This window comes from Cytophaga sp. FL35 (assembly GCF_014349235.1).
In the GTDB taxonomy this organism is placed as follows: Bacteria; Bacteroidota; Bacteroidia; order Flavobacteriales; family Flavobacteriaceae; genus Euzebyella.
The window spans coordinates 16,253-34,499 of record NZ_JACSOH010000031.1 but is presented as its reverse complement, the minus strand read 5'-3'; the positions used below and the strand labels follow the sequence as shown (position 1 = coordinate 34,499).

The window sequence follows — 18,247 nt, the reverse complement described above, 5'->3', positions numbered from 1 at the left end:
GAAATTTAGAACTATAAATCGAAGTCTTTCTTTAGTTCTGCTACTACTTGGTGAATGTCTTTTTTTAGCATTGGAAACAAGGAACGTATTTCTTCCATACTAGCCTTGTCCTTACCCATGGTTTCCAATTGCAAGGCTGTTGCCCTGGTCTGTTCCATACCCAAGAGATCAACGTTAGGCTTGATTTTATGGGACAGCTTATAGACCCTTTCATGATTATGTTGCTCCAAGGCAGATTCAAGTTCCTCCAAATCATGAGGCACTTCTTCCAAAAAAACAGAGATAACGGAGTTGATAAAAGCCTCATCCCCTTCTGCCATCTCATTGATCTTATCTAGATTGTAAATCATTATTTTACGTTTATTTGAAAGAGTTCCTGCCCTTCCAACCTACCCGAAAGATAGTCATTTGCTTCAATTCTTCCAACACCTGCCGGGGTTCCAGTGAATATTATATCACCCTTTTTGAGCATAAAAAACTTTGAAACATAGGCAACCAATTCATCTATCTTCCATAGCATGAGCTTAGTATTGCCCTTTTGCACCTCCTTTTCATTTTTAAAAAGTGAAAAATTGAGGTCGTTCAAATTTTTAAAATCCGATTTTGGCAACCATCTACCCACTACGGCAGACCCATCAAAACCCTTGGCCTTTTCCCAAGGCAGACCCTTTTCCTTTAATTTTTGCTGAAGATCCCTTGCTGTAAAATCTATTCCTAGTCCAATTTCATCATAATATTTGTATGCAAACTTTTCTTCTATATGTTTGCCTACCTTTTTGATTTTCACCAACACTTCTACTTCATAATGAATATTATCGGAGAATTCAGGTATGTAAAAATCCTGTTCATTAGGTAGAATGGCAGAATCTGGCTTAATAAATACCACCGGTTCATCTGGACGCTCATTGTTTAGCTCCTCTATGTGCTCCGTATAATTTCTACCAATACAAATGAGTTTCATGAACTAGACTAATTTATTGTTTAATTGACTGAGCTTGATTTGTGTAAGCACTTTTTTGGTGTATAGCGGAAAATCTGCATTTAGAATCCAACCAAAATAGCCAGGTTCCTTCTCCAACACATCCAATACCTTTTTCCCCTTATGCTTACCAAAAGCGAAGGTTTCGTTACCTTCCTTATCAAATCCTAAAAAACCGGCAAAATCAGCAAATTGCCTATGGGTAGAAAAATCCGCCAATTTTTTTACATTGTTCTCTAACTCTGGATATTTATCCAACTGCGCCAATAATACCTCATAAGTTGCCAAGGTATCTGCCTCCGCACTATGTGCATCGGTCAATTCTTTGTCGCAATAAAATTTATAGGCCGCTCCCAAGGTTCTTTTTTCCATCTTGTGGAAGATAGTCTGCACATCTATGGAAACCATTTTTTTCATATCAAAATCAACATCGGCACGTAACATTTCTTCGGCCAGTAATGGAATATCAAACCTATCTGAATTAAAACCGCCCAAATCGCAATCCTTGATCATGGCAAAAATCTCCTTAGACAATTCCTTAAAGGTCGGCTCATTGGCAACTTTTTCATTGGATATACCATGGATGGCCACAACTTCTGCCGGAATTTCCACCTCCGGATTTACCAACCACGTCTTACTCTCCTTATTTCCATTCGGATATACTTTTAGGATGGAAATTTCTACAATGCGGTCTTTTGCCACATTGGTTCCCGTTGTCTCCAAATCAAAAAAACAAATAGGTCTCGTTAAGTTTAGGCTCATAACAGTTACAATTTGTTGCAAAGATAGGTTTTAACAACAACCACCGAAACGAAACTCAGCATAATCGACCAAGCAACAATTTACAATCTGGTATTGATGATGTTATTGAAAGCCGAGCCAAACGTATAACTTAATCCTACACTGAACCCTAATTGATATGCAGTTGCTATTTGCTTTTGTTGAAGCAGAACATCTTCGATGGAAGCATCTCCGGATGGCAAATTAATTTGATCCCTAATTATTTCGTATCTACTGGCAAAACGTACGGCCAACCCTTTTAAAAGCCGAACATTTAGGTTACTGTTAAATTGCAGCCTATTCTTTTCAAAATCATTCAAGAAAGATGAACCTACAATTCTTGCGTAAATATTGCCCCATTGCTGTCTATATCTAACTTGCAGGTCCAGTCTATGGTTAAATACACCCTCTTCCAGTTTATTGAAAATAGTTGTTTCAATATAGTCGTTATGAAAATATCCAATTTTGTAGGCGAAGACAATTTCCCTTCTTAGCACCTCACTATAGGGATAAATATTGTATTCTATAGCGGGCTGAAAATAATATCTAAAGTCTAGATTGGTAAAAGTGTCATGCCTTAGACCAGAAAAAATACCCGAAGACCAATGATCACTGATACTACGCACAATACTGCCATCTGCATAATACTGAAACCGCTCACTTGTATAAATTTCCCCATCCGTTTCATATTCACTATCGGCTTTAAATAGCCCTAAATCGGTACGAATTCTCCAATTTTCCGTAACATGGTCACTTTCAAACCCTAAACGATATTTAAAATCTTTTCTACTGGTTTCCTTGCCTAAGTCCGCAGATCCAAAAACCTCAAAAATCCAATTGTTCCAAGGGTCCCTAAAATCGATTTCCTGTACCTCTGCAAACCCGCTCTGATCAACGGTATAGGTAATATCCTCTGCTAACCCCGATTCCAATACATACTTTAACAATCCGGATTGCACTTTTTTAAGAAGGCCTTTTCGCACCTCATCCGAAGTCATATTGGCAGTAGTGTCATAAGAGAGCTTATCCGAAATATTTTGGTAATCCCCGCTACCCGTAAATTCCAGGTCATAGGTACGCCCTCCACTACCGTTGGCAATATCAAAAATAAACAAGGTAATATTGGCTTGGGCTTGATCGCGAACGTGGCCCACATATTTTATTTCCTGCCTGAGGTAATTCTTGTCGCAATTACAATTTATGAAGAGGCGCATGGGCGCCTTTTTCAATTCATCTTCTTGTGCTGTGGCAGAAAATTGGACTACCAAAAGAATACAAAACGTTAGGTAGCCAAGGATGCCCTTGATAATAAAAATTGGATTTTCTGGCATTTTTTTGGTCGGTATGGACCAAAGTTAATGGCTGACGAAGAAAATTTTTGTTAGAAAATTGTTAATCGGAAATATCCAAAAAAAAACAGCTTTTTGCCTACAATATGACAGACAAAAAGCTGATAATCAAAATCAAATTGTGAAATTCTTTTTTTAACCAGTTTTTTCAGACATCCCTTTCAGTATCCCATCCTTCCAGATAGTCTGCCACCGCCTTTACGAACATACTACCCAAGGCTCCGTTCACCACACGATGGTCGTAACTATGCGATAAATACATCTTGCTTCGGATACCTATAAAATCACCTTCCTCCGTCTCTATTACAGAAGGCATTTTTCTAATAGCTCCCAATGCAAGTATACCTACTTGAGGCTGATTGATAATGGGAGTTCCAAAAACACTGCCAAAAGTACCTACATTGGTAACCGTATAAGTACCGTCTTTTACTTCGTCTGGCTTTAATTTATTCTCCCTTGCCCTATTTGCCAAATCATTCACCACTTTGGCCATCCCAACCATATTAAGTTGGTCTGCATTTTTAATTACAGGAACGATTAAATTACCATCTGGCAAGGCTGCTGCCATACCCAAGTTAATATTTTTCTTCTTTATTACCGTATCCCCATCTACGGAGATATTCATCATGGGATATTTTTTCAAAGCCTTCGCTACAGCCTCCATAAAAATAGGCGTAAAGGTTAGTTTCTCCCCTTCCCTTTTCTCAAATTCATTCTTTACTTTATTGCGCCAATTGACCACATTGGTCACATCTACTTCAATAAAGCTTTGGACATGGGCAGAGGTACTCACACTATCTACCATATGCTTGGCAATAAGCTTGCCCATGCGAGACATTTGAATAACCTCGCCATTTATATCTGCAGTAGTTTTTTCCGTTGATGTTGATTCGGAAACAGAGTTTTGCTTTACCGGTGTCGCAGTGGACTCTGGAGCCTTTATTTCTTCAACTGGTTTTACTGGTGGAGCTGGTTGGTTATGGCCATTTTCAACATAGGCCAATATGTCGTTTTTGGTGACACGACCTTCCTTTCCGGTTCCGGAAATAGTATCCAATTGTGCTAAGGAAATACCTTCTTGACGGGCTATGTTCTTAACCAAAGGGGAGTAAAAACGCTCTGAGCTTGTAGTATCCAAACGCTTGGAAACCGGTTCTGAGACCGTTTTTTTGGCAACTTCTACCCTTTCGGCCACAGCAGCTACAGTTTCTGGCTCCGGGTTAGAGCTCTCTTGTTGCGCTTCTAAAGTTTCAGAGGTGGCCGCTATATTTTGGGAATCAGTTTCGATAATGGCGACAGTTTGCCCTACCTTGATGACATCATCCACCTCAAACAATTTTTCAACCAAGACCCCTTCCACTTCACTAGGCACCTCAGAATCAACCTTATCCGTAGCAATTTCAAAAATTGGCTCATCCAACTCAATAGTTTCCCCAATTTCCTTTAGCCATGTGGTCAATGTTGCCTCTGCAACACTTTCACCCATCCTCGGCAATTTCAATTCAAACTTTGACATATTCCCAAATAAATCTTAGAAATTCTATATTTCAGTACAAAAATACCAAAAAATACTCCTGTTGATCAAAAAGACTGTATCTAGTTGGCCTTAAGTGAGTTTACAAACGGTATTCTATTAACTATACTTCTACCCAACGTTACCTCATCTGCATATTCCAGTTCATCGCCCACAGAAATACCTCTTGCAATAGTAGATGTATTTACGTCCAAGCCCTCCAATTGTTTATAGATATAAAAATTGGTAGTGTCTCCCTCCATGGTCGAACTCAAGGCGAAAATAAGCTCCTTTATTTCTCCTTTTTTAACCTTATCCACTAATGGAGCAATGGTCAAATCTTGCGGCCCCACACCTTCCATTGGTGAAATTTTACCACCCAAAACGTGATACAACCCCTTGTACTGGCTAGTATTTTCAATAGCCATTACATCTCTAATATCCTCCACTACACAGACCAAACTTCTATCCCTTCTAGGACTGGCGCAAATTTCGCAAACCTCCACATCGGAAATATTGTGGCAATTGGTACAAAACTTAATATCATTTCTTAAATGCTCCAATGCCAGGGTCAACTTTTGCGTCTGCTCGGCTGGCCTTTTTAAAAGATGTAATACCAACCTAAGTGCCGTTCTTTTACCGATACCGGGCAACTGAGACATTTCATAAACGGCGTTTTCAAGTAGTTTTGACGAAAATTCCATGTAGCTAATTTACCCAACAAAATTACAATTTTATATAGGTAAATGATAGCTGACATCATTTGACTTGAATGAGTTCAACTTTTCGTAATTTGGCCCAAATTTATTTTCATGACCGCCATCCACATTCTCATACTAATTGGAATCTATTTTCTAATGCTTTTGGCCATTTCCTATTTTACAGGTAAAAATGATTCCAATAATGATTTTTTTAAGGCGGGAAAATCGTCTCCTTGGTATTTAGTAGCCTTTGGTATGGTGGGAGCATCGCTATCCGGAGTAACTTTTATATCCGTACCTGGCTGGGTAGAGAGCTCACAGTTTAGCTACATGCAGGTAGTCATGGGTTATTTGGCAGGCTATTTAGTTATCGCTTATGTTCTTCTTCCTATTTATTACAATCTAAATGTCACTTCTATTTATGAATATCTAGAAAAACGTTTTGGAAAGGTCAGCTATAAGGTTGGTGCGGTTTCTTTCTTTATTTCCAGGGTTTTAGGAGCTTCATTCCGGTTGTTTTTAGTGGCCATTGTTTTACAACAATTTGTGTTTGATGATCTAGGGGTTAGATTTGAGGTAACCGTTGTTCTCTCAATTCTCTTGATTTGGATATACACTTTTAAAGGCGGAATCAAGACCATTGTCTGGACAGATACCTTGCAGACCACTTTTATGATATTAAGCGTTTTGTTGTCCATATATTTTATCAATGACAAGTTGGATTGGAGTATTTCGGAATTTCTGGTTTCTGAAGAACTCAAGGAGTATAACAAAATGGTTTTTGTTGACGATTTTTTTGGAAAAAACCACTTCATAAAATCGTTTTTAGGGGGTATGTTCATCACTATTTGCATGACAGGTCTGGACCAAGATATGATGCAAAAAAACCTTACTTGTCGCTCCCTAAAGGATGCCCAAAAAAATATGGTTTCCTTGAGCGTGGTGTTGGTAGTTGTGAATTTCGTATTCTTGCTTTTGGGAGCACTGCTGTTCATTTATGCCGATAGGTTTGATATTGCAACTCCTTTAATGAACGGGCAAGCCAAATCTGATCTACTATTTCCCGAAATTGCCCTTAAAAGCGACTTGGGCATTGTGGTAGCCGTCACCTTTATGTTAGGTTTAATTGCCGCAGCCTATAGTAGCGCAGATAGCGCCTTGACTTCTTTAACAACCTCTTTTTGTGTGGATTTTCTGGGAATTGAAAAACGTCCTGAAAACCAGCAGAAAAAGATTAGAAAAACTACGCATGTAGGTATGAGTCTACTTTTAGTGGTAGTGGTCATAATTTTCAAGCATGTTTTGGACACCAATGTAATTGATGGCCTATTACAGGTAGCCACCTTTACATACGGACCTTTGTTAGGCCTTTTTACCTTTGGGATTCTAACAAAATATCAATTAAAGGATAAATATGTATGGATAGTTGCCATAGTAGTGGTAGTTCTAATTTATCTCATTTCCAAACTGCCCGCGGAAGCATTGGGCGGTTACCAAATTGGTTATGAGCTTTTACCCATAAACGGACTACTTACGTTCTTAGGCTTATGGCTGATTAAAGACAAAAAAGGCATTTCATCGGACGTAACATTATAAATGTATTTTTTACAAATGTTAAACTTTGATGCGAAAAATCCCACTTGTTTTTCCTTCAAAATCCATTGTTCAATATTGACCGGTTGCGAGTAAAACCAATGTGCAGGCAACCTCTACCTCAATGCCTTTTTCCTGTAAAATAGGATAAAAATCGGGATTTTCCGTACCGGGATTAAAAATGACCCTATGTGGATTTAGTTGTAGGATTTTGTCGATATATTCAGGCTGACGCTTTGCACCAATGTATAAAGTATTGGTGTGAATGTTTTGAAATTCCTTAAAATTGGTCTTTATTTGTATATGTCTGATATCCCCCTCTTTTAAACCAAATGCTACAGTATCAATGTTATGGTCAAGTAGGCGATTAACCGCAAGGTTACTATAACGATTTTGTTTGAGCGAGGCTCCAAGAACTAGTGTTTTTTTCATGATGGGAGCAGAATGTTAAATTAATACAAAAGCTGTAACGTTTGTAAATCCAAACCGTCTATTCTCAACGTTCAGCATTTTAACTTTATAAAAAGAAAGGTCATTGACAAAGCTATAATTTATAGTTAATGGTTAGTGTTTAGTATAGTGGAGTCAATGATAGAAACCCCGATGGAAACATCGGGGTTTTGTTTTTAGGCAACCAAGTAATCTACCATTTTATAATGGCGCTTCCCCAAGTAAAGCCACTACCAAAAGCGGCCAACACCACTACATCTCCTTCCTTTACTTTCCCTTGTTCCCAAGCCTCAGTTAGCGCTATGGGAATGGAAGCTGCTGTAGTGTTACCATATTTCATAATATTATTGAAGACATTGTCATCTGCCAGACCAAATTTATTCTGAATGAACTGAGATATCCTAAGATTGGCCTGATGTGGCACCAACAAATCAATATCCGTTGGTTTAAGATTGTTTTTGGCCAACCCCTCCATGATTACCTCACTAAACCGTACCACGGCATTTTTAAATACAAACTGACCGTTCATGTATGGGTAGTAAGACTCATCTTCAGGGTCATTTTCTTCAATAATATCCGTAACCCACCTTTTTCCCATCCCCGGGGCAATTAAAGACAGTTCTTCCGCGTGTTGCCCCTCAGAATGTAAATGGGTAGACAAAATTCCTTTTGAGGTATCTTCCTCTCTACTCAATATGGCCGCTCCGGCACCATCTCCAAATATAACGGAGACCGCCCTGCCCCTAGTGGTCATATCCAACCCTCTAGAATGAAGCTCAGAACCAATTACCAGAATGTTTTTGTACATTCCGCTCTTTATATATTGGTCTGCAACAGAAATGGCGTAAATAAAACCGGAACATTGGTTTCTTACATCCAAGGCGCCAACTGTTTTTATTCCTAAATCTCTTTGCACCAAAACACCGGGACCGGGAAAATAATAATCCGGACTTAGTGTAGCAAAAACGATAAAGTCTATATCATCCTTGTCCAAACCTGCTCTTTCAATAGCGATTTTAGCAGCTTTGACACCCATGCTGGTAGTGGTATCCTGTTCATGGGCCACATGCCTCCTTTCCTTTATGCCCGTACGCTCTTGAATCCACGCATCATTGGTATCCATCACCTTGGACAAATCATCGTTGGTTACTACATTATCAGGTACGTAGTATCCAAGGCCCGTAATTTTTGAATTGTACATAGTATAAGTTTCTGTTGAAATTATAAAAGGATACATCTAATTGTATATTGCTCAATGAGATTTCCTTTCAAACAAAAATAAGAGGTTATTTAGGAATAACTGCCCTTGCTACCTAACAAGATAGTGAATTTGAGATTGGGTATATTCTAATATGTGGTCTTTTTTTAGACTATATCATAAATTAAAAACGTGCCTCCATTTGGAGACACGTTTCCAAACAACCTAACCAATAAATAATCAGCATGTGGTAATAGACTATCCTTTTTCATAGCAAATTTCCCTTTACCACATATCAAATATACAATTTGTTTAATTAATATCTAAATAAGTTAAACAAAAAATATTGTTAAAAAACCTGCCACTTATATTATTGATTAAATGTCAGTTTGTCACTTTTATAGGAATGGTATTTTTTTTGAACCCGGGAGACAAGAAAAGTTTATTCCCATTATTGGGAAACCTATTTAAAAACAAGTTCAAAAAAATATAATTATGGCAACAGGTAAAATCAATGTCTCGGTAGACAACATTTTTCCATTGATCAAAAAGTTTTTATACAGTGATCATGAAATTTTTCTAAGGGAGCTAATTTCAAACGCAACGGATGCTACCTTGAAATTGAAACATTTAACCTCTATAGGCGAGGCTAAAGTAGAATATGGTCAACCCATTATTGAAGTTAAGGTAGATAAAGAAGGAAAGAAAATCCACATTATCGACCAAGGAATAGGTATGACCAAAGAGGAAGTGGAGAAGTACATTAATGAGGTTGCTTTTTCCGGTGCCGAAGAATTTTTGAACAAGTACGAGGATGGGGCCAAAGATGCAGGTATTATAGGTCACTTTGGTCTTGGTTTTTATTCTGCTTTTATGGTGGCCCACAAAGTTGAAATTCTGACCAAAAGCTTCAAGGAAGGAACCGAAGCCGTTCATTGGTCTTGTGATGGCTCTCCTGAATTTAATCTAGAAACGGCAGAAAAGGAGGAGCGCGGTACGGAGATTATTCTTCACGTAGCGGACGATTCCACCGAGTTTTTAGAGGACAATAAAATAAGTGAACTTTTACGTAAGTACAACAAGTTCATGCCCATTCCCATAAAGTTTGGTACCAAAACGGAAACGTTACCGAAGCCTGAAGATGCCAAGGAAGAGGATCCGGCTCCTACCAAGGAAGTAGACAATATTATCAATAATCCCAATCCAGCTTGGACCAAGCAACCTACAGATTTAGAGGATGAGGATTATAAGGAATTTTACAGGGAATTATACCCAATGCAGTTTGAGGAGCCACTATTCAACATACATTTGAATGTAGACTACCCCTTTAATCTCACCGGTATCCTTTATTTTCCAAAGCTTACCAATGACCTAAATATCCAAAAGGATAAAATTCAGTTGTACCAGAACCAAGTATTTGTTACGGACAATGTAGAAGGTATTGTACCAGAGTTCTTGACCATGTTACGTGGGGTCATAGATTCTCCGGATATCCCGCTTAACGTATCGCGTTCCTATCTCCAAGCAGATGGTGCCGTTAAAAAGATTTCTTCTTACATCACCAGAAAGGTAGCCGATAAATTAAATAGCCTCTTTAAGAACAATCGTGAGGATTTTGAACAAAAATGGAACGATATAAAAATCGTTATCGAATACGGAATGCTTTCCGAAGAAAAATTCTTTGACAAGGCAGATAAGTTTGCGCTCTACCCAACCGTAGATGGTAAATTTTACACCTTTGAAGAGTTACAGGAAAAAATTAAGGGCAACCAAACGGACAAGGATGACAAGACCGTTATTCTCTATGCTTCCGATAAACAGGCACAGCACAGTTATATTGAATCTGCTAAGGCTAAAGGATATGAGGTTCTATTATTGGATTCCCCCATCATCAGCCATTTAATGCAGAAGTTGGAAACTAGCAAGGAGAATATATCTTTCGCCAGGGTTGATGCCGATCATATTGATAATCTTATCAAAAAAGAGGATACCCAGATTTCCAAATTATCCGACGAGGAAAAAGAAACCCTTAAGACCAATTTGGAAGAGGTTATAGATGATAAAAGCTACACCATACAACTAGAAGCTATGGATAGTAGTGCATCACCTTTTATTATCACGGAGCCAGAGTTTATGCGAAGAATGAAAGAAATGCAGCAAACCGGTGGTGGCGGAATGTTCGGGATGGGCAATATGCCAGATATGTACAACATTATCGTAAATACCAATCATGAATTGGTAGGTGAAATCTTAAGTACAAAGACCTCTAAAAAGCGAGAACGACTGATCAATCAGTCCATTGATTTGGCTAAACTTTCAAAAGGTTTGCTTAAAGGTGAGGAACTTACCAATTTTATTAAAAGAAGTTACGAGATGGTGAAATAGTTTCATCTTCTTTTAAAACTAAAAAGCTCCAGTTTTCACTGGAGCTTTTTGTTTATTAATTTTCTAAAGGCGTTTTACCAATAAATAGGCCCCGTACCCAAATACTTGTCTGCAATAGGCTTGTAATAATCTATGACATCATCCAAATCATAAATTCTTTGAGATTTGGTATATAGGTCATACTTGTTAAAATCCTTTATTATCTGAAGGTATTCCTCATCTTTCTTGTTAAGAAGTTCCTTATAACTACCTCCCGTATGCCAAGGGTAGAAAGAATGGTAACGAATCATTACCATGGCTTCAGCCGGTAGTTTATTGTCCTTATGGTTAGCTAAAACTCGATATAGGTACTCATCATGTCCCCAGGCTAGATTGAGGTTATCCAAACCACACCCTTCTTCATAAATTCCGGTGGTGGTATTGTATTCCGGATTGTCCATATCTGGGTTCAACTTATTGAATTCCGGATACACACAAGTGTCCGGTAATTTACAACCAACTACGAAAACATCTCCTACAGTTCCCCATTGCTCGTCTTGACTTGTACCGTCCTCATCACTTCCCCACATGAACATAACCTTACCCAAATCGTGGATAAGTCCCGTCAATTGCATCCAATCAGGTCTGTTGTCTTCCCTAATGGCTTCCGCACTCTGTATTAAATGCTGAACATTTGGCAAATCCAAATCGGGATCACTAACATCAATTAGCTTATTTAAGTGTGCCATAGCCTCAAAAAGAGGCATAGGCTTATCAAAAGTGAGGTATTTTTTGTGCATTCTTTGAACGTAATCCACTGTTTGCTTGGATCGCATTTTACGATAATGTTCCTTAACAGCGGCCTTTACATCCACGGCCTCGTAATTTCTAAACGTTTTTTCCATTTGAGTAGTTGTTAGTCTATAAAGAGTTTAGTTTATCCGATATAAGTGTTTTTAAGACACATTTCCAAGTACAATGTACAAAATTATTGCGCAAAGTACGAGTATGGCGCTAAAGTGTTTGGCATACTTCCATGGTTTCAAATCCAATACCCCGGCATCTTTCATTACAAAACGCTCCTCTTTTTTCATTAAGGCAGATGCAATGTGCATCACTAAAATATTAAGTACAAATTCTATCGCCCAAATATGTATAAAATGTAATTGAACTTGAATGATATAGTCCATCAACACATAAAAAACCAATCCAAAGAGCAGGCCAATCTTGGCTCCTCCTGCAGAAACCCTTGGAAAAAGGAATCCGGCCAAAATAACACTGGCTATAGGAATAAAGAAGATACCATTCAATTGTTGCAATAATTGATAAAGTCCTTCAGGGGCATTTGCCACAAAAGGCGCAATGCCAATGGCAAAAACTGCCAACAAGGCGGAAGTCCACTTACCAATGGCAACCAGTCTTTTATCACTGGTATTTTTATTGATATATCGTTTGTAAATACCCAGACTAAATAGGGTGGCCGCACTATTAAGAGCACTATTAAAAGTACTTAAAATAGCTCCCATCATTACGGCCACAAAAAAACCAGTAAGCCAGAGCGGCAATACCTTTTTTACCAACAATGGATAAACACTATCTGGATTATCATACAAACTTTCCCCAAAATAATAATAACCAATTAGGCCGGGAAGAACCACCACCAAGGGTACCAATATCTTCAGTAGTCCGGTGAACAGTAAGCCTTTTTGTGCTTCTTTTAAGTTTACAGCCCCCAAAACTCTCTGAATAATGGACTGGTGCATACACCAAAAATAAACTTGGTTGAGCATAAAGCCCGTAAACAAAACCTCAAAAGGTAAAATAGCGGTACGCGCTCCTTCCCCTACACCTGGTTCATCGCTTACCACATTGAACTTTTCCGGTGCATTGTTAAATACCGCTCCAAAACCTTCAAAAAGGTTTCCTTCCCCGATACTTAAAAGTGCCAAGATAGGAACCAATAGCCCCGCTACCAATAGTCCAAAACCATTAATGGTATCTGTGTAGGCAACCATTTTGAGGCCCCCAAAAATGGCATAAATAGCACCAATGGTACCTACAATAAGGATAGTTATCCAGATACCTTGCTGCTGACTTACGTTTAGCAAATCTGATATTTCAAAAATAGCTTCTATGTTCAATGCCCCAGTATAAAGTACAATGGGCAGTAGCGTTGCTACAAAGGAAAAAATGAGCAGAGCGGCAATTAAGGTTCGGGTCAAGCCATCAAATCTATTTTCCAAGAATTGAGGAATGGTAGTCAAGCCCATTTTCAAATAGCGTGGGGCAAAATACAACGCTGCAATTACCAAGGCTACCGCCGATGTTACTTCCCAAGCAATAATGATGGCACCATTTCTATAGGCCGATCCATTGAGCCCCACTAAATGCTCCGTAGAAATATTGGTAAGTAACAGGGAACCCGCTATAACAATTCCCGTAAGGGAACGTCCTCCCAAAAAATAACCATCTTGGGTATCAAGTTTATCTTTTCTCAGCTGCCAAGTTGCGTAAAACGCAACAAATCCGGTAAATAATAAAAAGGTTAGTAAGGCCATGGCGATAAATGTAGATATTTTTTTCAAACCGTAATATCCTTTTCTACATGAGAGAAAAACAACGGAAACCATGAATTAAAAGACACGACCCCACATCTTACTGACAATTAATCAGTTATAAGAACAGGTGAGAAAAGTAAATTTTACAACATTAAGAACTATAAATGTGAAGGGATGATCATTGTAAATGGAAAGCCTCTAATATTTTATTGTCCCGATGCCGCAGCTTGTGTATTTTTGAATATGAAAATTATTTCCACCAACCTTGGTAACCCGGTAACTATTACTTGGAACGGTAAAGAAGAACAGACAGGTATATACAAATATCCTGTCGAACATGCATTGGAGCTAAATAAAACCATTATTAAGGACGACACGATTATTGATAAAGTTCATCATGGAGGCATCAATAAAGCTTGTTATATCTTCTCATCAAATCATTATCCCTATTGGAAGGAACAGTACCCAGATTTGGATTGGGACTGGGGAATGTTCGGAGAAAACCTGACGGTGGAGGGTTTGGACGAGACCGAAATTAGGGTGGGTAATATTTACAAGTTGGGAACTTCTTTGGTGCAGGTGACTCAACCTCGGGAACCATGTTATAAACTGGGGGTACGCTTCCAAAATCAATCCATTCTTAAAAAATTTATTGATTATGGACTCCCAGGGACTTATCTTAAAGTTCTAGAAGAAGGCTTAGTAACAAAGGGAGATACCATGAAATTGGTAGAAGAATCCAAAAATGAGCTTACCGTTAGCCAATTCTACCAACTTTTATACTCAAGAAATAAACCTAAGGAATTATTACATCTTTTCATGACCAATTCTGCGGTTCCTGAATACAAAAAGGAGAAATTCAAGAAATTTTTATAATTTCAACTAAGCCCATTTATTAAGAAGAGATATTACTTTGGGTTCAAACACTATAAAATATGTACCTAGACGGTCCATGGCATTTGTACCTGATGGCAACGTTGTATATCGTTGCCGGAATTCTACATTTTTTAAAACCTAAAATGTACAAAAGAATCATTCCCTCCTATTTACCGGGACATGGTTTCATTGTTGTAATAAGCGGTATTGCAGAAATTCTGTTTGGTTTGGCCGTTTTTTACCCCCCAACAAGGAATGCTGCCCTATATGGCATTATCATAATGCTCACATTTTTTCTTCCTGTTCATTTTTACATGCTCAACAATACAAAAGCAGGAATGGGACTGCCTAAATGGGCGCTTTTTGCTAGAGTTCCTTTACAGTTTGTTTTAATGTTCTGGTCGTTTTGGTATCTAAACATCACTTAAAACATGATAATTAAAAAACCCTGCCGGATATCCGACAGGGCCTTTAACTCAACTCAACTTAAACTACTATTTTTAACTACTTATTTGATATTGATCGTTTCGTAGTATGATTTCTTTCCGTCAGTTACAACTACGGTATAAACGTCTTTGTAAGCTGTTTTGAAGTTGAACACTTTCTCAACTACCATACTGTCTTTCCACTCTTGGGAGAAAACCAAACGGTTGCTACTATCGAAAACATCAACGTTAACATCGTTTTTGTCAAGGTTCAAGTGATTAAAATAAACCACTCCGTCCTTTAGCCTATAAACCGGCTTTGTTTCTTCTTTTTTATCTGTGATAGCTACGTTACTACCATCAACGGTAATGGTGTAAACTGTAGTTCTTAAACTATCATCGGTAGTAAAGTAATACTGACCATCTTTCAAGTTTTTCAAGTCGAATTTTTTAGCGTACGACTTTTGATCTACGGTTTCAAAGTAGATAACGTTACTATCTGTATCTAGAAGTTTAATCGTAGTCTTGCTGGTTTCAGAATCCAATTCAAAAACTACGCTTTTTGCATTTTCATTAGTGATTAGGCTTAATTTCCCTTCGATGGCCGAAGCTGTCATTGTTCCGAACATAAGGGCGATCATTGCTACTGTTCTTGTTACTTTTTTCATGACATTTTGTTTTAAAGCCTGTCTTACAACAGGTTCGGTTAATAATCTAGTACAAACTTACTACGGAATACCACCTCACACTACTACTCATTTTTCCAATTTATGTGCTATATTAACATGGGTAGGGTACCTTTTATCGATAAAAGATAATTTTGAACATTTTTTGGTTAATTTTGCAAAGAATTGCGTTTTTATACTGTACTAATTTTGCACTATGGAAAGAAAGTTCCCCATTACCCAAAAACCTGCTTTTGAAGCTATAGAACCGAGTTTTGGTCACTCATATACCTATCAAAAGTTTGATGCTACCAAAAACAACAAACAGAGTGTGTGGCATTATCATCCAGAAATTGAACTGGTTCACGTTAACGGTGGATCCGGAAAAAGACAAATAGGTAGCCATGTTTCTTACTATTCCAATGGAGACCTTATATTAATAGGTAGCAATTTACCCCATTGTGGTTTTACGGATAAACTAACTGGCAACGAAAGTGAGACGGTCATACAAATGAAACAGGACTTCTTAGGAAATGATTTCTTTAACATTCCGGAAATGAAGAATATTCAAAATCTGTTTGAAATTGCCAAAGGTGGTATTGCCTTCTCTGGAAAGACCAAAAGGAAGCTAGGTGAAAAACTGTTGATTTTGGAATATCAAACAGATTTCCAACGGTTGCTGTCAATTCTGAATATCCTGAATGAACTGGCCATTTCAAAGAATTTTAAAATTTTGAATGCCGAAGGCTTCTCAATGGAAACCGAGGTTAAGGATAACGACCGTATTAATATCGTCTTCAACCATGTGAAGGCTAATTTTAAGGAAGAAATTACGCTTGATGAAATTGCCAATATGGTGAGTATGACCGTTCCTTCTTTTTGTAGGTACTTTAAAAAGATTACCAATAAGACGTTTGTTCAGTTTGTCAATGAATACCGTCTAGTGCATGCTTCCAAATTATTGGCAGAGCAGCCTATGAGTATTACAGAAGTTTGTATGGAGAGTGGTTTCAACAACTTCTCGCACTTTAACAAACAGTTTAAGGCCTTTACAGGTCAAAATCCGTCTGAATACAGGAACGAGCTTAAAAATGTCTTGCAGTAAATGCATAGATTGTTCCCCTCACAACCAGATTTACAGCTTTGTGAAAGCACCATGAGCTATTACCCACGTTTTTTGGGTAAGGGAGAGGCGGATACACTTTTCCATGTATTACGTAAAAATGTACCTTGGCAACAGGATTCTATTAAAATTTTTGGACGGGATTATTTACAACCCAGGTTAACCGCACTTTATGCCAACAATGAAAAGCCGTATAGCTATTCTAACATAACAATGCATCCCAAGAAATTTATACCGGAGCTACTAGAACTGAAACATCGTATTGAACAAAAATGTAAAACGGAGTTCACAACCTGTTTACTTAATTTATACAGAAATGGAAAGGATAGCAATGGCTGGCATGCAGATAATGAAAAAGAATTGGGCAAAGAACCAATAATTGCATCAGTTTCTTTAGGAGCGGAACGGTTCTTTCATTTAAAGCACCGAAAAATAAAAAATGAACGACACAAATTATTACTGGAGCACGGTAGCCTATTGGTGATGAGCGGACAGACCCAACATAAATGGTTACATCAAGTTCCCAAGACATCTAGGGAAATAGGGGAACGGATTAATTTGACCTTCCGATATATCCAATAAAAAAAATCGACCGCCTAATAACAAGTGGTCGATTTTTTATAGTGCCCATATCTTTACGAAAGTTGAGTACTGCCTTTAGCTACTGGGCAGGCAACTAATGTCCTCATAGCCAACTTTCAACATTAATATAACTTCAATTTTTGTTCCAAAGTATCTCTAATCGATATGATTATAGCTTTTTTAGATGATTTGTTGTGAAAGCCATATTTTTAGATGTAAGAATTTTCTTTAAACCTGAAAATTACATTCTTATCCAAAAATATCGTTTAAAACTTTGGCCAAGCGAATGCCTCCTTTTTGTAATTGAACTTCCACCGTAGACCACCAATCATAACTGTATCTATAGTAGAGTTTCTCTCCTACTTCCACGGAGTTATATACCTCATTGGCCAAATCTTGGGTCTCATCCACCCAAGTGAACAAATCCCCTTCTTGGAGAGACAATACTTCTTTTTTATTCAACTTTGGAAGTGAAGATGCCAGCTCGGTATAACTCATTTGATAATCATCGATCATATGACTGTCCCAAACACGGTGCAGATTGGTTCCTTCACCAAACCATTGCAACTGTATGTCGTTGCCACCCTTATCCTCTGCCCTACCCACATGCAGGGGTTGATGCATATCTCCCATTAGATGTACCAACATTTTAAGGTAGAATTGTTTATCCTGTAAAGTGCTTTCCTCATCTTTCAAAATGGCAATGCACTTTTGAATGCCCATGACCACATCTCCATACGGGTTTGGTTCCACATCTTTATATCTCTTATTTTCCGGCATATTCACATAATGCCACGGTCCAAATTTTCGGTAAGCGGTATCGGATTTAATTTCATCCGCAAAATTGGCAACCGTTGCCAAGCTTCGTCCGTCCAAAAGTGTTTTAATTGCCTTTTTGGCTTTTCTGCTCAGGTGCTCTTGTGCAATTTTGCCCACCGCTCGGTGACCGGTTTTGGACCAATCCCCATCCGAAGCCATTAAAAAACTCGTACTAAATAATACAACGATCAATAAGATTCTCATAACTGCTTAAAATATGCCCCAAAAGTAGCGGATGAGATTAAATCTATTGTTAAGAAACACCTGCAATT

General features: G+C 38.1%; 18 protein-coding genes. 6 read left to right on the top strand and 12 right to left on the bottom strand.

The genetic code is table 11. The features are described 5' to 3' along the window. Window positions 1–11 precede the first annotated feature (11 nt). From BIZ36_RS18215 to recR, 6 genes are all read right to left on the bottom strand, one after another. Entirely contained in the window at window positions 12–350 is a 339-nt protein-coding gene (locus BIZ36_RS18215) for an Hpt domain-containing protein (protein ID WP_187459326.1), read from the bottom strand. Then, a complete protein-coding gene (locus tag BIZ36_RS18210; RefSeq protein WP_187459325.1) occupies window positions 350–961 on the bottom strand; it encodes a fumarylacetoacetate hydrolase family protein in 612 nt (203 codons plus the stop codon). Before BIZ36_RS18210 ends, BIZ36_RS18215 begins: the two co-directional genes overlap by 1 nt. Window positions 962–964: 3 nt before the next feature. Then, window positions 965–1,741 carry a 3'-5' exonuclease gene (locus tag BIZ36_RS18205; protein WP_187459324.1) on the bottom strand — a complete coding sequence of 259 codons (777 nt, stop codon included), beginning with the start codon at window positions 1,739–1,741 and terminating at the stop codon, window positions 965–967. 80 nt (window positions 1,742–1,821) lie between these two features. Beyond that, window positions 1,822–3,090 carry a DUF481 domain-containing protein gene (locus tag BIZ36_RS18200; RefSeq protein ID WP_187459323.1) on the bottom strand — a complete coding sequence of 423 codons (1,269 nt, stop codon included), beginning with the start codon at window positions 3,088–3,090 and terminating at the stop codon, window positions 1,822–1,824. Window positions 3,091–3,256: 166 nt separating this feature from the next. Then, window positions 3,257–4,624, bottom strand: coding sequence for a dihydrolipoamide acetyltransferase family protein (locus BIZ36_RS18195; RefSeq protein ID WP_187459322.1), 1,368 nt, complete (start codon window positions 4,622–4,624; stop codon window positions 3,257–3,259). Between the two features lie 80 nt (window positions 4,625–4,704). Continuing rightward, complete coding sequence (recR, locus tag BIZ36_RS18190) at window positions 4,705–5,325, bottom strand: recombination mediator RecR (RefSeq protein WP_187459321.1); 621 nt, start codon at window positions 5,323–5,325, stop codon at window positions 4,705–4,707. A gap of 108 nt (window positions 5,326–5,433) precedes the next feature. Between recR and BIZ36_RS18185 the strand changes: the two genes are divergently transcribed. Then, complete coding sequence (locus BIZ36_RS18185; RefSeq protein WP_187459320.1) at window positions 5,434–6,918, top strand: sodium:solute symporter; 1,485 nt, start codon at window positions 5,434–5,436, stop codon at window positions 6,916–6,918. A 69-nt stretch (window positions 6,919–6,987) separates the two neighbouring features. Here the strand turns inward: BIZ36_RS18185 and BIZ36_RS18180 are convergent, their stop codons facing one another. Next, on the bottom strand, window positions 6,988–7,347 hold the full coding sequence (locus BIZ36_RS18180; RefSeq protein WP_187459319.1) for a CoA-binding protein: 360 nt from the start codon (window positions 7,345–7,347) through the stop codon (window positions 6,988–6,990). A 211-nt stretch (window positions 7,348–7,558) separates the two neighbouring features. After that, window positions 7,559–8,566 carry a 3-oxoacyl-ACP synthase III family protein gene (locus BIZ36_RS18175; protein ID WP_187459318.1) on the bottom strand — a complete coding sequence of 336 codons (1,008 nt, stop codon included), beginning with the start codon at window positions 8,564–8,566 and terminating at the stop codon, window positions 7,559–7,561. 489 nt (window positions 8,567–9,055) lie between these two features. Between BIZ36_RS18175 and htpG the strand changes: the two genes are divergently transcribed. Next, window positions 9,056–10,948, top strand: a complete 1,893-nt coding sequence (gene htpG / locus BIZ36_RS18170) for a molecular chaperone HtpG (protein ID WP_353616857.1) — start codon at window positions 9,056–9,058, stop codon at window positions 10,946–10,948. 74 nt (window positions 10,949–11,022) lie between these two features. Here the strand turns inward: htpG and BIZ36_RS18165 are convergent, their stop codons facing one another. Both BIZ36_RS18165 and BIZ36_RS18160 read right to left on the bottom strand, forming a co-directional pair. After that, window positions 11,023–11,832 (bottom strand): inositol oxygenase family protein, encoded by an 810-nt coding sequence (locus BIZ36_RS18165; RefSeq protein WP_187459316.1) that lies wholly within the window; start codon window positions 11,830–11,832, stop codon window positions 11,023–11,025. A 51-nt stretch (window positions 11,833–11,883) separates the two neighbouring features. Then, entirely contained in the window at window positions 11,884–13,512 is a 1,629-nt protein-coding gene (locus BIZ36_RS18160; protein WP_353616856.1) for a solute:sodium symporter family transporter, read from the bottom strand. Between the two features lie 147 nt (window positions 13,513–13,659). Between BIZ36_RS18160 and BIZ36_RS18155 the strand changes: the two genes are divergently transcribed. After that, window positions 13,660–14,361 (top strand): MOSC domain-containing protein, encoded by a 702-nt coding sequence (locus BIZ36_RS18155; protein WP_222937456.1) that lies wholly within the window; start codon window positions 13,660–13,662, stop codon window positions 14,359–14,361. Between the two features lie 59 nt (window positions 14,362–14,420). After that, entirely contained in the window at window positions 14,421–14,789 is a 369-nt protein-coding gene (locus BIZ36_RS18150) for a DoxX family protein (protein ID WP_187459315.1), read from the top strand. An 80-nt stretch (window positions 14,790–14,869) separates the two neighbouring features. On the opposite strand, the gene BIZ36_RS18145 is transcribed toward BIZ36_RS18150, so the two are convergent. Beyond that, complete coding sequence (locus tag BIZ36_RS18145; RefSeq protein WP_187459314.1) at window positions 14,870–15,454, bottom strand: T9SS type A sorting domain-containing protein; 585 nt, start codon at window positions 15,452–15,454, stop codon at window positions 14,870–14,872. A gap of 214 nt (window positions 15,455–15,668) precedes the next feature. Here BIZ36_RS18145 and BIZ36_RS18140 point away from each other — a divergent pair, with 214 nt between their 5' ends. Beyond that, window positions 15,669–16,556 (top strand): AraC family transcriptional regulator, encoded by an 888-nt coding sequence (locus BIZ36_RS18140; RefSeq protein WP_187459313.1) that lies wholly within the window; start codon window positions 15,669–15,671, stop codon window positions 16,554–16,556. After that, window positions 16,557–17,156 (top strand): alpha-ketoglutarate-dependent dioxygenase AlkB family protein, encoded by a 600-nt coding sequence (locus BIZ36_RS18135; RefSeq protein ID WP_187459312.1) that lies wholly within the window; start codon window positions 16,557–16,559, stop codon window positions 17,154–17,156. Window positions 17,157–17,405: 249 nt separating this feature from the next. Here the strand turns inward: BIZ36_RS18135 and BIZ36_RS18130 are convergent, their stop codons facing one another. Continuing rightward, window positions 17,406–18,179, bottom strand: a complete 774-nt coding sequence (locus BIZ36_RS18130; protein WP_187459311.1) for a S1/P1 nuclease — start codon at window positions 18,177–18,179, stop codon at window positions 17,406–17,408. Between the last annotated feature and the right edge of the window lie 68 nt (window positions 18,180–18,247).

Excerpts from the sequence above, each read along its gene's own strand:
- recR (WP_187459321.1), bottom strand. The coding sequence starts at position 5,325 with ATGGAATTTTCGTCAAAACTACTTGAAAACGCCGTTTATGAAATGTCT.
- BIZ36_RS18150 (WP_187459315.1), top strand. The coding sequence starts at position 14,421 with ATGTACCTAGACGGTCCATGGCATTTGTACCTGATGGCAACGTTGTAT.
- BIZ36_RS18140 (WP_187459313.1), top strand. The coding sequence starts at position 15,669 with ATGGAAAGAAAGTTCCCCATTACCCAAAAACCTGCTTTTGAAGCTATA.
- BIZ36_RS18200 (WP_187459323.1), bottom strand. The coding sequence starts at position 3,090 with ATGCCAGAAAATCCAATTTTTATTATCAAGGGCATCCTTGGCTACCTA.
- BIZ36_RS18175 (WP_187459318.1), bottom strand. The coding sequence starts at position 8,566 with ATGTACAATTCAAAAATTACGGGCCTTGGATACTACGTACCTGATAAT.
- BIZ36_RS18135 (WP_187459312.1), top strand. The coding sequence starts at position 16,557 with ATGCATAGATTGTTCCCCTCACAACCAGATTTACAGCTTTGTGAAAGC.
- BIZ36_RS18145 (WP_187459314.1), bottom strand. The coding sequence starts at position 15,454 with ATGAAAAAAGTAACAAGAACAGTAGCAATGATCGCCCTTATGTTCGGA.
- BIZ36_RS18215 (WP_187459326.1), bottom strand. The coding sequence starts at position 350 with ATGATTTACAATCTAGATAAGATCAATGAGATGGCAGAAGGGGATGAG.
- BIZ36_RS18210 (WP_187459325.1), bottom strand. The coding sequence starts at position 961 with ATGAAACTCATTTGTATTGGTAGAAATTATACGGAGCACATAGAGGAG.
- BIZ36_RS18165 (WP_187459316.1), bottom strand. The coding sequence starts at position 11,832 with ATGGAAAAAACGTTTAGAAATTACGAGGCCGTGGATGTAAAGGCCGCT.
- BIZ36_RS18130 (WP_187459311.1), bottom strand. The coding sequence starts at position 18,179 with ATGAGAATCTTATTGATCGTTGTATTATTTAGTACGAGTTTTTTAATG.
- BIZ36_RS18205 (WP_187459324.1), bottom strand. The coding sequence starts at position 1,741 with ATGAGCCTAAACTTAACGAGACCTATTTGTTTTTTTGATTTGGAGACA.
- BIZ36_RS18155 (WP_222937456.1), top strand. The coding sequence starts at position 13,660 with ATGATCATTGTAAATGGAAAGCCTCTAATATTTTATTGTCCCGATGCC.
- BIZ36_RS18180 (WP_187459319.1), bottom strand. The coding sequence starts at position 7,347 with ATGAAAAAAACACTAGTTCTTGGAGCCTCGCTCAAACAAAATCGTTAT.
- BIZ36_RS18185 (WP_187459320.1), top strand. The coding sequence starts at position 5,434 with ATGACCGCCATCCACATTCTCATACTAATTGGAATCTATTTTCTAATG.
- BIZ36_RS18195 (WP_187459322.1), bottom strand. The coding sequence starts at position 4,624 with ATGTCAAAGTTTGAATTGAAATTGCCGAGGATGGGTGAAAGTGTTGCA.